Here is a 12,891-nt window from a genome sequence, read left to right on the forward strand (position 1 = left end):
ACATTCATGCAACGCAAAGCACTCCTGATCGGCGCCTGCGTGCTGTGCACGCCGCACGCGCACGCGTCGTCGGTGACGCTGTACGGAATCGTCGACAGCTACGTCGAATTCGATCGCATCGGCAGCCTGTCGAGCTTCCGGCAGAGCGGCGGTGGCGGGTCGACGAGCCGCGTCGGTCTGACGGGCGTCGAGGATCTCGGCGGCGGCACCTCGACGAAATTCGTGCTGGAAAGCGGCTTCTCGCCGGCCGACGGTTCGCTCCAGGGCGGCACGCTGTTCTACCGGCAGGCGTACGTGGCGCTGCAGGACACGCGCTACGGCGACCTGCGGCTCGGCCGGCAATACACGCCGTCGTTCTACATCGTGTACGAGGGCGACCCGTTCGGCCTGAACGAACGCATGTCGCCGCTCGCGCTGCTCGCGACGTCGACGGACTCGATCACGACCGCCACGACGCCGCCGATTCCGCGCTTCAACCAGGCGGCGTCGTATCTCGGCCCGAACTGGAACGGCCTGCGCGTGATGGCCACCTACGGCTTTCCGACGCCGAACGCGCTGTCCACGCAGGCCGGCCGCAACTACGGCGCGGGGCTCCAGTACCGGATCGGCGGCCTCTACGTCGGCGCGGGCTTCCAGGACGACATGTCGGCCGGCAACCTCGCACCCGTCGTCCAGCCGACGACCACCCGCCACTACGTATTCGCCGCCAACTACGCGTTCGCGCGAGTCAAGCTGTACGGCGCGTTCCTCCACGGCGCCAGCACCGCGCCCGGCTCGCCCGCGTTCTCGACGATGAGCGTCGGCGCGACGGTCGACGTCGGCGCGCTCGACCGCGTGCTGGTGTCGGCCGTGCGCCGCGACGTGAAGGGCTCGGCAAACGACGCGACCGCGTTCGGCCTCGGCTACGACCGTCCGCTGTCGAAGCGGACCTCGCTCTATGCCCGCTACCTGTACATGAAGAACGGCGGCCGCGCGCGCAACACCGTCGTCGCCGGCGTGCAACCGCAACCGGGCGGCACCGAGCAGGTGCTGGCGCTCGGCATCACTCACCGCTTCTGACGGAGTGCCCATGACCTCGACCCTGTCCACCCCGGCCGGCGTGCGCGAAGACGCGATGCCGGCCCTCTACCGCCGCATCTCGCGGCGCCTGCTGCCGTTCCTGATCCTCTGCTACACGCTGTCGTTCATCGACCGCATCAACATCGGCTTCGCGCACGCGCAGATGGCCGCCGAGCTGCGCTTCTCCGACGCCGTCTACGGGCTCGGCGCGGGCATCTTCTTCATCGGCTACATGGCGTTCGAGATTCCGAGCAACGCGCTGCTCGCGCGGATCGGCGCGCGCCGGACCATCGCGCGGATCATGGTGCTGTGGGGGCTCGGCTCGGCCGCGACGATGTTCGTCGCGACGCCCGCGCAGTTCTACGTGTGCCGGTTCCTGCTCGGCGTATTCGAGGCCGGCTTCTTCCCCGGCATCCTGTTCCATCTCGGCGCGTGGTATCCGCCGAAGCAGCGTGCGAAGGCGTTCGCGCTCTTCATGAGCGCGCTGTATCTGGCGGGGCTGATCGCCGGCCCCGTGTCGGGCGTGATTCTCACGGTCTTCGACGGCGTCGCCGGCCTGAGCGGCTGGCAATGGCTGTTCGTCGTCGAAGGGTTGCCGAGCAGCGCGCTCGGTCTCGTCGCGCTGCGCTTCCTCGACGACCGGCCGGACGACGCGCGCTGGCTGTCTGACGCCGAGAAGGCCGCGCTGCGCGATGCGCACGCGCAGGCCGATGCCGATGTCGGCAACGGCGTGGCGTCGACACGACCGTTGCTCGCGCATCGCGACTTCTGGCTGCTGTGCGCGGCCAATTTCTCGATCGCGGCGGCCGGCTACGCGCTCGTGTTCTGGATGCCGGTGATCCTGCACCGCGGTGGCCTGCACGGCGCGATGCAGATCGGCGCGCTGTCCGCGCTGCCCTACCTGTGCGGCGTCATCGGCTTGCTCGGCATGGGCTGGCGCACCGAACACCGGCAGGCGTGGCGCGAACACGGCGCGGCCGCGATGCTCGCGTGCGCGGCGGCGCTCGTCGTGCTGGCGCGCGTCGACGGCACCGCGAACCTGACGATCGCGCTTTGCGTCGCAGTCGCCGCGCATGCCGCGGCACTGCCCGCGTTTTGGGTGCTGCCCGGGCTCGCGCTGCCGAAGCGCTCGATGGCCATCGCGATCGCGGCGATCACGATGTCCGGCGCGATCGGCGGATTCGCGAGCCCGTTCCTGATGGGCGTGCTGAACACCGCCACCGGCTCGATGCGCGGCGGCCTCTATTTCAACGCCGCGTTGCTCGCGGCCGGCTGCGTGGCGCTCTTCCGCACGCTGCGCGCCCGGGCGGCGTCCCCTGCGCGCGCGGTCTGAGCGCGCCCCCTTCCCTTCACTCCTTCATCGACACATCCATGAATTTCGAACTCGATCTCGACCACCAGATGATCAAGGATCTCGTCGCACGCTTCGTGAAAGACGAGCTGATGCCGCTCGAAGCGGCCGTGATGGCGCGCGAGGCCGACGGCCAGCGCTTCGCGCTGCTCGCCGACGAGCGCGCGCGGCTCGACGAGCGCTCGCGGCAACTCGGTCTGTGGGGTCTCGACGCGCCCGCCGATGCCGGCGGCTCGGACCTGCCGGCCGTCGCGATGGTCGGCGTGAACGAAGCGATCGGCACGACCGTGACGCCATACGTCCTCCCGCCCGACTCGCCGAACCTGCGGATGCTGTGCGACGCGGCCGACGACGCACAGCGCGCGCGCTACCTCGAACCGTACGCGCGCGGCGTCACGCGTTCCGCAATGGCGATTTCCGAGCCGGGTGCCGGCTCGGACCCGGGCGCGCTGTCGACGACGGCCGAGCGCGACGGCGACACGTGGGTGCTGAACGGCCGGAAGATCTGGATCAGCCACGCGCGCGAAGCCGACTGGACGATCGTGATGGCGCTGACCGACCGAAGCAAGGGCAAGCGCGGCGGCATGTCGGCATTCATCGTCGAGCGCGACACGCCGGGCTTCGTCATCGAACGCCGCATTCCGATGATCGGCGGGCTGTCGACCTATGAAATCGTGCTGGAGGATTGCCGCGTTCCCGCCACGCAGCTGCTGGGCCGCGAAGGCGCCGGTTTCGCGCCGATGCAGGCGCGCCTGTCGAACCGTCGCCTGGAGATGGCCGCTTGGTGCATCGGCCGCGCCGAGCGCGCGGTCGCGCTGCTGTGCGACCATGCGAAACAGCGCAAGACCTTCGGCGTGCCGCTGGCCGAGCGCCAGGCGGTCCAGTGGTGGGTCGCCGACGCGCTGACGCAGATCCACGCGTGCCGCCTGATGACCTATGAAGCGGCCGCGCGAGTGGATGCCGGACAGGATGCGCGCACGCAGATCTCGATGGTCAAGGTGTTCGCGACGGAGATGGCGTCGGGCGTCATCGATCATGCGATGCAGACGCTCGGCGCGATGGGCATGACGAAGGAGCTGCCGCTGCATCAGATGGCGAACGAAGCGCGGCTGATGCGCATCTTCGAAGGCCCGACCGAAGTGCATCGCTGGGTCGTCGCACGCAGCGTGCTGTGACGCCGCCATCACCGGTTCCCCGGTCGCGCGCGTCGCGCCGTTTTCCTCACGGAGTCGCACCTTGGATACACGTCATCTCGTCGATCCCGACATCCGCCCCTGGCTGGACGCCTGGCCGACCGTCACGCTCACCGCCGACAACCTCGCCCGGCATCGCGACCGCGCCCTGCCGCTGCCGCCGATCGACACGGTCGGCAACACGCTCCAGCATCGGCGCGTGCCGGGCTCCGGCGGCGCGCCGGACGTGCCGGTGCGCGTATACCTGCCCGACGACGCGACGCGCCCGCTGCCGGCGATCGTGCACATGCACGGCGGCGGCTATGTGCGCGGGGCCGCGAAGGATCTCGAAGCCGTGCATCGCCCGCTGGTGAAGACGCTGGGGTGCGCGCTGGTGTCGATCGACTACCGCCTCGCGCCCGAGACGCCGTTTCCCGGCGCGATCGACGACTGCTACGCGGCACTCGCCTGGACCTTCCACCATGCGGACGCGCTCGGCATCGATCCGGCGCGCATCGGCGTGATGGGCGAAAGCGCGGGCGGCGGGCTCGCGGCCGCGCTGGCGTTGCTGGCGCGCGATCGCGGCGAATACCCGCTGGCGTTCCAGCACCTGATGTATCCGATGCTCGACGACCGCACCTGCGTGCGCGCACCGCATCCGCATGCCGGCGAATTCGTCTGGCACGCGGCCAACAACCGGTTCGCGTGGACGTCACTGCTCGGCCACGCGCCGGGCCTCGACGGCGTGTCGCCCTACGCGGCGGCCGCCCGCGCGGAACGGCTCGACGGGCTGCCGCCGGCGTTCATCGCCGTCGGCACGGTCGACCTGTTCGTCGACGAGAACATCGGCTACGCGCAGCGCCTCATCCGGGCCGGCGTGCCCACCGAGCTGCACGTCTTCCCGGGTGGCGTGCACGGCTTCGACATCGTGCCCGACGCGCGCGTATCGACGGCCGCGCGGCGCATCGGCCACGACGCGCTGCGCCGCTTCCTGCACGGCTGACCGCCATCGACGCAGAAACGAAAAAGGGCGGCCGAAGCCGCCCTTGCCGTTCGTCGATACGACGCCCGACACGCTCAGAACGCATCCCCCGGCACCCGCACCCAGCCTTCCATCAGCACGCGCGCGCTGCGGCTCATGATCGCCTTCGTGACCGTCCATTCGCCATTTTCGAGCCGGGCTTCCGCGCCGACGCGCAGCGTGCCCGACGGATGGCCGAAGCGCACCGCGTTGCGTTCACCGCCGCCCGCCGCCAGGTTGACGAGCGTGCCGGGAATCGCCGCGGCCGTGCCGATCGCGACCGCCGCCGTGCCCATCATCGCGTGATGCAGCTTGCCCATCGACATCGCCCGCACCAGCAGGTCGATGTCGCCCACGTTCACGCGCTTGCCGCTCGACGCAACATAGTCGGCCGGCTTCGCGACGAACGCGACCTTCGGCGTATGCTGACGCGTCGCGATCTCGTCGAGCGTGTCGATCAGGCCCATGCGCAGCGCGCCGTGCGCCCGGATCGTCTCGAACTTCTCGAGCGCCTTCGGGTCGCCGTTGATCGCGTCCTGCAGCTCGGTGCCCGTATAGCCGATCGCCTCGGCCTCGACGAAGATGGTCGGAATCCCCGCGTTGATCATCGTCGCCTTCAGCGTGCCGATGCCCGGCACGGCGAGGTCGTCGACGAGGTTGCCGGTCGGGAACATCGAGCCGCCCGAGCCTTCTTCTTCCGCGGCCGGATCCATGAATTCGAGCTGCACTTCGGCGGCCGGAAACGTGACGCCGTCCAGCTCGAAATCGCCCGTCTCCTGCACCGCGCCGTTCGTGATCGGCACGTGCGCGACGATCGTCTTGCCGATGTTCGCCTGCCAGATGCGCACGGTCGCGATGCCGTCGCGCGGCACGCGCGACGCATCGACGAGCCCGCCGCTGATCGCGAACGGGCCGACCGCCGCCGACAGGTTGCCGCAGTTGCCCGTCCAGTCGACGAATGCCTTGTCGATCGCGACCTGCCCGAACAGGTAGTCGACGTCGTGGCCGGGGCGCGTGCTCTTCGACACGATCACCGTCTTGCTGGTCGACGACGTCGCGCCGCCCATCCCGTCGATCTGCTTGCCGTACGGATCGGGGCTGCCGATCACGCGCAGCAGCAGCGCGTCGCGTGCGGCGCCCGGCGCCTGCGCGGCGTCCGGCAGATCCTGCAGCCGGAAGAACACGCCCTTGCTGGTGCCGCCGCGGATATACGTCGCCGGAATCCTGATTTGAGGAATGTGAGCCATGTTTGCGTTGTCCCTGTGTGGCCCGGTCAGGCGGCCTGCGACGATTCGAGGAAGTCCTGCGCGAAACGCTGCAGCACGCCGCCCGCCTCGTAGATCGACACTTCCTCGGCCGTATCGAGCCGGCACGTCACGGGCACCGCGACGCGCTCGCCGTTCTTGCGGTGAATCACGAGCGTGAGGTCGGCGCGCGGCGTACGCTCGCCGATCACGTCGAAGGTCTCGGTGCCGTCGATGCCGAGCGTCGCGCGGTTCGTGCCCGGCTTGAACTCGAGCGGCAGCACGCCCATCCCGATCAGGTTCGTGCGGTGGATCCGCTCGAACCCTTCGGCGACGATCGCCTCGACGCCCGCGAGCCGCACGCCCTTCGCGGCCCAGTCGCGCGACGAGCCCTGGCCGTAGTCGGCACCGGCGACGACGATCAGCGGCTGCTTGCGATTCATGTAGGTCTCGATCGCTTCCCACATCCGCATGACCTTGCCTTCGGGCTCGACGCGCGCGAGCGAGCCCTTCTTCACCGCGCCGTCGACCACCGCCATCTCGTTGATCAGCGTCGGGTTCGCGAAGGTCGCGCGCTGCGCGGTCAGGTGGTCTCCCCGGTGCGTCGCGTACGAATTGAAGTCCTCTTCCGGCAGGCCCATCTTCGTGAGGTACTCGCCGGCCGCGCTGTTCGCGAGGATCGCGTTCGACGGCGACAGGTGGTCGGTCGTGATGTTGTCGCCGAGCACCGCGAGCGGGCGCATGCCCTTGAGCGTGCGCTCGCCGGCCAGCGCGCCTTCCCAGTACGGCGGACGGCGAATGTACGTGCTTTGCGGACGCCAGTCGTACAGCGGCGCCGCGCGCTCGCCCGCATCGGCGGTGCGCGCGAACATCGGTTCGTAGACCTTGCGGAACTGCTCGGGCTTCACGCTCGATGCGACGATCGCGTCGATCTCCTCGTCGGTCGGCCAGATGTCCTTCAGCGTGACGGGCTTGCCGTCGTGGTCGTGGCCGAGCGCGTCCTTCTCGATGTCGAAGCGGATCGTGCCGGCGATCGCATACGCGACGACGAGCGGCGGCGATGCGAGAAACGCCTGCTTCGCATACGGGTGAATGCGGCCGTCGAAGTTGCGGTTGCCGGACAGCACGGCGGTCGCGTACAGGTCGCGATCGACGATCTCCTGCTGGATCTTCGGATCGAGCGCGCCCGACATCCCGTTGCAGGTCGTGCACGCGAACGCGACGATGCCGAAGCCGAGCTTCTCGAGTTCCGGCAGCAGGTTCGCTTCTTCCAGATACAGCTCGACCGCCTTCGAGCCCGGCGCGAGCGAGCTCTTCACCCACGGCTTGCGCGTGAGGCCCTTCGCGTTCGCGTTGCGCGCGAGCAGGGCCGCGGCGATCACGTTGCGCGGGTTGCTGGTGTTCGTGCAGCTCGTGATCGCGGCGATGATCACCGCGCCGTCGGGCATCTCGCCCGCCTTCTCTTCCCACTGGCCGGCGATGCCGCGCGCGGCGAGGTCGGACGTCGGCAGCCGCTTGTGCGGGTTCGACGGGCCGGCCATGTTGCGCACCACGCTCGACAGGTCGAACGTCAGCGTGCGCTCGTACTGCGCGCCGTTCAGCGCGTCGGCCCACAGGCCCGCCGCCTTCGCGTAGGTCTCGACGAGCTTCACCTGCTCGTCGCTGCGGCCGGTGAGGCGCAGGTAGTCGGTCGTCTGGCCGTCGATGAAGAACATCGCGGCCGTCGCGCCATATTCGGGCGCCATGTTCGAGATCGTCGCGCGGTCGCCGAGCGTGAGGCTCGCCGCGCCCGCGCCGCGGAATTCCAGGTACGCGCCGACCACCTTTTCCTTGCGCAGGAATTCGGTCAGCGCGAGCACGATGTCGGTCGCGGTGATGCCGGGCTGGCGCTTGCCGGTCAGTTCGACGCCGACGATGTCGGGCAGGCGCATCCACGATGCGCGGCCGAGCATCACGTTCTCCGCCTCCAGCCCGCCCACGCCGATCGCGATCACGCCGAGCGCGTCGACGTGCGGCGTGTGGCTGTCGGTGCCAACGCAGGTGTCCGGATACGCGACGCCGTCCTGCGCCTGGATCACCGGCGACATCTTCTCCAGGTTGATCTGGTGCATGATGCCGTTGCCCGGCGGGATCACGTCGACGTTCTCGAACGACTGCTTGGTCCATTCGATGAAGTGGAAGCGATCCTCGTTGCGGCGATCCTCGATCGCGCGGTTCTTCGCGAACGCGTCCGGATCGAAGCCGCCGCACTCGACGGCGAGCGAGTGGTCGACGATCAGCTGCACGGGCACGACCGGGTTCACCTTCGCCGGGTCGCCGCCGCGCTCGGCGATCGCGTCGCGCAGGCCCGCGAGGTCGACGAGCGCCGTCTGGCCGAGGATGTCGTGGCACACCACGCGCGCCGGGAACCACGGGAAGTCGCGTTCGCGCTTGCGCTCGACGATCTGCTTCAGCGAATCGGCGAGGATCGCCGGATCGCAGCGGCGCACGAGGTTTTCGGCGAGCACGCGCGACGTGTACGGCAGCGTGTCGTACGCGCCGGGAGCGATCGCTTCGACCGCGGCACGCGCGTCGAAGAAGTCCAGCGACGTGCCGGGCAGGGGTTTGCGGTTGGCGGTATTCATGATGTGGGGCGGAAATCGGGGTAAGACGTTCCGCGCGCGCCGGCAGCCCGCATCATGGGCGCCGATGCGCGCGGCGGGCGTGTCAGCGCTTCTCGATCGGCACGAACTGCAGATCTTCCGGGCCGGTGTAGTTCGCGCTCGGGCGGATGATCTTGTTGTCGACGCGCTGCTCGATGATGTGCGCGCTCCAGCCGGACGTACGCGAGATCACGAACAGCGGCGTGAACATCGCGGTCGGCACGCCCATCATGTGATACGACACGGCGCTGAACCAGTCGAGGTTCGGGAACATCTTCTTCGCGTCCCACATCACCGATTCGAGGCGCTCGGCGATGCTGTACAGCTTCAGGTCGCCCGCTTCCTTCGACAGCTTGTGCGCGACGCCCTTGATCACCTTGTTGCGCGGATCGGAGATCGTGTAGACGGGATGGCCGAAGCCGATCACGACTTCCTTGTTCTCGACGCGGCGGCGGATATCGGCTTCGGCGTCGTCCGGCGAGCTGTAGCGGCTCTGGATTTCATACGCGACTTCGTTCGCGCCGCCGTGCTTCGGCCCGCGCAGCGCGCCGATCGCGCCGGTGATCGCCGAGTAGATGTCCGATCCCGTGCCGGCGATCACGCGGCCGGTGAACGTCGATGCGTTGAACTCGTGCTCCGCGTACAGGATCAGCGACGTGTGCATCGCGTCGACCCACGACTTCGACGGCGTCTTGCCGTGCAGCAGGTGCAGGAAGTGGCCGCCGATCGAGTCGTCGTCGGTTTCCGTCTCGATGCGCTTGCCGTTGTGCGAGAAGTGATACCAGTACAGCAGCATCGAGCCGAGCGACGCCATCAGGCGGTCGGCGATGTCGCGCGCGCCCGGCAGGTTGTGATCGTCCTTCTCCGGCAGCACGGTGCCGAGCACCGACACGCCGGTGCGCATCACGTCCATCGGGTGGGCGGAGGCCGGGATCTGCTCGAGCGCGGCCTTCAGTGCGTTCGGCAGGCCGCGCAGCGCGCGCAGCTTGGTCTTGTACGCGGCCAGTTCGGTCAGGTTCGGCAGCGTGCCGTGCACGAGCAGGTGCGCGATTTCCTCGAACTCGCACGATTCGGCGACGTCGAGAATGTCGTAGCCGCGGTAGTGCAGGTCGTTGCCGGTCTTGCCGACCGTGCACAGCGCCGTGTTGCCGGCCGTCACGCCCGACAGCGCCACCGACTTCTTCGGCTTGAATGCGCCTGCGGCGGCCGGTGCTGCTGCGTCTTTCGTCTCGCTCATGTTTCCGTTCTCCAATGGGTATCGGGGGTGTCATGTCGGCCGGGCGCGGCGCGGGTGCGCGCGCTCCGGCTTCATGCAAAGCATTCCGGGAACCGTGTCCCGGCGCGCGGGCCGCGTTACTTCTTGCCCTGCGCGAACAGTTCGTCGAGCTTCTGCTCGTAGGCGTGATAGCCGAGGAAGTCGTACAACTCGGCGCGGGTCTGCATGGTCGGCACGGCAGCCTTCTGCGTGCCGTCGCGGCGCAGCGTCTCGTAGAAATTCAGCGCGGCCTTGTTCATCGCGCGATACGCGCCGCAGCAGTACAGCGCGATGTCGACGTTCGCCTCGCGCAGTTCGTCGAGCGTGAACAGCGGCGTCGAGCCGAACTCGGTCAGGTTCGCGAGGATCGGCACCTTCACGGCGGCCTTGAAGCGGCGGTAGTCGTCGAGCGTCTTCATCGCTTCCGGGAAGATCATGTCGGCGCCGGCTTCCACGTATGCGATCGCGCGCTCGATCGCGGCGTCGATCCCTTCGGCGGCGGCCGCGTCGGTGCGGGCCATGATCACGAACTGGTCGTCGGTGCGCGCATCGACCGCGGCCTTCACGCGATCGACCATTTCGTCGGTCGGCACGACTTCCTTGCCCGGACGGTGGCCGCAACGCTTCTGGCCGACCTGGTCCTCGAGGTGGACGGCCGCGACGCCGGCCTTGATGAACGAGCGCACCGTGCGCGCGATGTTGAACGCGCCGCCCCAGCCCGTGTCGATGTCGACCAGCAGCGGCAGGTCGGTCGCGTTGGTGATCCGGTTCGCGTCGATCAGCACGTCTTCCATCGTGCTGATGCCGAGATCGGGGATCCCGAGCGAATTCGCGGCGACGCCGCCGCCCGACAGGTAGACGGCCTTGAAGCCGACGGCCTGCGCCATCTTGGCTGCATACGCGGTGATCGCGCCGACCACCTGCAGCGGCTGCTCGGCCGCGACTGCCGCGCGGAATTTCGCGCCGGCGCTCTGAAGATGCGTGTTGCTCATGAACGGCCTCCTGAAGGAATGCCCATCAACAGCAAGGACCGGGCCAGCTCGCGAAACGCCGCTAACCCACTGATTCTTAAGCAACCGGTAGGTGCATTGAATCGTCCGGTGATTTCAATTCGGCAATTCCATGTTTCAAAAATGAAATCGCGCGCGCATAATCGATCGCCATGGACCTCTCCTCGACCAAGCCCGTCGGCCCGGCCGACCGCACCGTTCGCCCGCGCATCTGGGCGATGGGCATCAGCCGCCTGCGCGACCTGTTTCGCGAGATCGCCGGCGAATTCGACGAACGTGCCGACGTGCGCATCGTCACGCGCGCGTACGAAGATGCGCTGAGCGCGATCGCGGAGGCCGGCACCGCGCGGCCCGACGTGATCGTCGCGGCCGGCTCCAACGGCGGCTTCCTGAAAACGCGTGCGCAAGTGCCGGTCGTGGTGGTGTCGCCGACCGGCTTCGACGTGATGCAGGCGCTCGCGCGCGCACGGCGCGACGCCTCGCGGATCGCGCTCGTCAGCGCCGGCGAGACGCCGCCCGAAGTGCGCCGCTTCGTCGCCGCCTACGGCCTCGACGTGCAGTTTGCGTCATATCAGTCCGCGCAGGAAGCGGAAGCCTGCGTGCACGACCTGCACGACCGCGGCATCGAGACGATCGTCGGCCCCGGCCTCGTCACCGATCTCGCGGCGAGCGCCGGCATGGGCGCCGTATTCCTGTATTCGCACGCGTCGGTGCGCAAGGCGGTCGAGACGGCGCTCGAAGTCGCGTACGCGACGCACGCCGAGGCGTTTCGCCGCCAGCGGCTCGACAACCTGTTGCAGCACCTGCGCGACGGCGTGGTCGCGCTCGATGCGCGCGGTCGCGTCGAAGCCATCAACGAGCGGCTCGCGTCGGCGCTCGGGGTCGAACCCGCGGCGGCCGTCGGCCGCGCGCTCGTCGACCTGCGTCCGGAGCTGCGCACGCTGCGCGGCGAGGACGGCGACGCGCTCGCGACCGTGCGCGGCGTGCGCTACGTCGTGCATCGCGGGCCGCTGGTCGATCGCGGCGTCACGTCGGGCAGCGTGCTGACGTTCCAGGAATCGCGCGCGGTCGAACGGCTCGACCGTGCGCTGCGCTCGCAACCGAACACGCAGCAGTTCGCGGCGCGCTTCACGCTCGACGACGTGGTCGGCGCGTCCGCACCGATGGCGCGCGTGCGCGACCTCGTGCGCCGCTACGCGAAATCCGACGCGACCGTCCTCGTGCTCGGCGAAAGCGGCACCGGCAAGGAAATGATCGCGCAGAGCCTGCACGCGCTGTCCGTGCGGCGCAACTATCCGTTCGTCGCGATCAACTGCGGCGCGTTTCCGGAGGCGCTGCTCGAGAGCGAGCTGTTCGGTTACGAGGAAGGCGCGTTCACCGGCGCGCGACGCGGCGGCAAGACCGGGCTGTTCGAGGCCGCGCACCGCGGCACGCTGTTTCTCGACGAAATCGGCGAGATGCCGCCATCGCTGCAAAGCCGGCTGCTGCGCGTGCTGCAGGAGCGCGAAGTGATCCGCCTCGGCTCGACCGAGCCGATCCGAATCGACGTGCGCGTGATCGCCGCGACGCACCGCCCGCTGCTCGCGGCCGTCGAGGACGGCACGTTCCGCGCGGACCTGTATTACCGGCTCAACATCCTGAACATTGGCCTGCCGCCGCTGCGCGAGCGCGCCGCCGACATTCCGGCGCTCGCGGCCACGCTGCTCGTGCAGACCGCGCGGCGCGAATCGCGGCTGGCCGAACGCCTGCGCGAAGTCGACGATGCGATGCGCGTGCTCGACGCGACGCAGGCGACGCTCGCGCGCTACCGATGGCCCGGCAACGTGCGGGAACTGCAGAACGTGGTCGAGCGAATCGCGGTGGAACTGGCCGAGGAAGTCGACGATCAGGATCCGGGCGCCGCGTGCGCGGCGCTCACGCCCGATGCGCTGCAGGCGATCGCGCCCGAGTTGTTCGCGGCGCCGCCCGAGGCGGTCGACGCCGACGACGCGCAGACGCTCCACGCACGCCGTCGCCGCGCCGAAGCCGACGAGATCCGCGCGGTGCTCGATGCATGCGGCGGCGATCGCGATCGCGCATGCGCGATGCTCGGCATCAGCAAGACCACGCTGTGGCGGAAGCTGTCGGCGAAATAGGT

The 12,891-nt window shown here is 69.1% G+C and carries 9 protein-coding genes; 5 read left to right on the forward strand and 4 right to left on the reverse strand.

Annotated elements, in window-relative coordinates; all coding sequences use genetic code 11:
• Positions 1–6: 6 nt before the first annotated feature.
• From HWX25_RS11640 to HWX25_RS11655, 4 genes are all read left to right on the forward strand, one after another.
• Positions 7–1,059: a porin gene (locus tag HWX25_RS11640; RefSeq protein ID WP_059815144.1), complete on the forward strand. Its 1,053-nt coding sequence runs from the start codon at positions 7–9 to the stop codon at positions 1,057–1,059.
• A 10-nt stretch (positions 1,060–1,069) separates the two neighbouring features.
• Complete coding sequence (locus HWX25_RS11645; protein ID WP_175908574.1) at positions 1,070–2,392, forward strand: MFS transporter; 1,323 nt, start codon at positions 1,070–1,072, stop codon at positions 2,390–2,392.
• 38 nt (positions 2,393–2,430) lie between these two features.
• Positions 2,431–3,585 carry an acyl-CoA dehydrogenase gene (locus HWX25_RS11650; RefSeq protein WP_059815148.1) on the forward strand — a complete coding sequence of 385 codons (1,155 nt, stop codon included), beginning with the start codon at positions 2,431–2,433 and terminating at the stop codon, positions 3,583–3,585.
• Positions 3,586–3,646: 61 nt separating this feature from the next.
• The gene (locus tag HWX25_RS11655; RefSeq protein ID WP_175908575.1) at positions 3,647–4,585 is read left to right on the forward strand and encodes an alpha/beta hydrolase; all 939 of its coding nucleotides are present in this window, start codon (positions 3,647–3,649) and stop codon (positions 4,583–4,585) included.
• Positions 4,586–4,659: 74 nt separating this feature from the next.
• Here the strand turns inward: HWX25_RS11655 and prpF are convergent, their stop codons facing one another.
• The 4 genes from prpF to prpB all read right to left on the reverse strand — a co-directional run bounded on the left by prpF (position 4,660) and on the right by prpB (position 10,736).
• Complete coding sequence (gene prpF / locus HWX25_RS11660; RefSeq protein ID WP_175908576.1) at positions 4,660–5,850, reverse strand: 2-methylaconitate cis-trans isomerase PrpF; 1,191 nt, start codon at positions 5,848–5,850, stop codon at positions 4,660–4,662.
• A gap of 26 nt (positions 5,851–5,876) precedes the next feature.
• Entirely contained in the window at positions 5,877–8,471 is a 2,595-nt protein-coding gene (gene acnD / locus HWX25_RS11665) for a Fe/S-dependent 2-methylisocitrate dehydratase AcnD (protein ID WP_175908577.1), read from the reverse strand.
• 82 nt (positions 8,472–8,553) lie between these two features.
• A complete protein-coding gene (gene prpC, locus HWX25_RS11670) occupies positions 8,554–9,726 on the reverse strand; it encodes a 2-methylcitrate synthase (RefSeq protein ID WP_059448941.1) in 1,173 nt (390 codons plus the stop codon).
• A gap of 116 nt (positions 9,727–9,842) precedes the next feature.
• Entirely contained in the window at positions 9,843–10,736 is an 894-nt protein-coding gene (gene prpB, locus HWX25_RS11675) for a methylisocitrate lyase (RefSeq protein WP_044845010.1), read from the reverse strand.
• Between the two features lie 170 nt (positions 10,737–10,906).
• Here prpB and prpR point away from each other — a divergent pair, with 170 nt between their 5' ends.
• A complete protein-coding gene (gene prpR, locus HWX25_RS11680; RefSeq protein WP_175908578.1) occupies positions 10,907–12,889 on the forward strand; it encodes a propionate catabolism operon regulatory protein PrpR in 1,983 nt (660 codons plus the stop codon).
• Positions 12,890–12,891: the final 2 nt, after the last annotated feature.

Origin of the sequence: Burkholderia sp. BCC1640, from assembly GCF_902833125.1 — a bacterium.
Lineage (GTDB): Bacteria > Pseudomonadota > Gammaproteobacteria > Burkholderiales > Burkholderiaceae > Burkholderia > Burkholderia diffusa.

Bases quoted from the DNA above. Each gene is read 5' to 3' on its own strand.
- HWX25_RS11640 (WP_059815144.1), top strand. From the start codon at position 7: ATGCAACGCAAAGCACTCCTGATCGGCGCCTGCGTGCTGTGCACGCCG.
- HWX25_RS11645 (WP_175908574.1), top strand. From the start codon at position 1,070: ATGACCTCGACCCTGTCCACCCCGGCCGGCGTGCGCGAAGACGCGATG.
- HWX25_RS11650 (WP_059815148.1), top strand. From the start codon at position 2,431: ATGAATTTCGAACTCGATCTCGACCACCAGATGATCAAGGATCTCGTC.
- prpF (WP_175908576.1), bottom strand. From the start codon at position 5,850: ATGGCTCACATTCCTCAAATCAGGATTCCGGCGACGTATATCCGCGGC.
- acnD (WP_175908577.1), bottom strand. From the start codon at position 8,471: ATGAATACCGCCAACCGCAAACCCCTGCCCGGCACGTCGCTGGACTTC.
- prpC (WP_059448941.1), bottom strand. From the start codon at position 9,726: ATGAGCGAGACGAAAGACGCAGCAGCACCGGCCGCCGCAGGCGCATTC.
- prpB (WP_044845010.1), bottom strand. From the start codon at position 10,736: ATGAGCAACACGCATCTTCAGAGCGCCGGCGCGAAATTCCGCGCGGCA.
- prpR (WP_175908578.1), top strand. From the start codon at position 10,907: ATGGACCTCTCCTCGACCAAGCCCGTCGGCCCGGCCGACCGCACCGTT.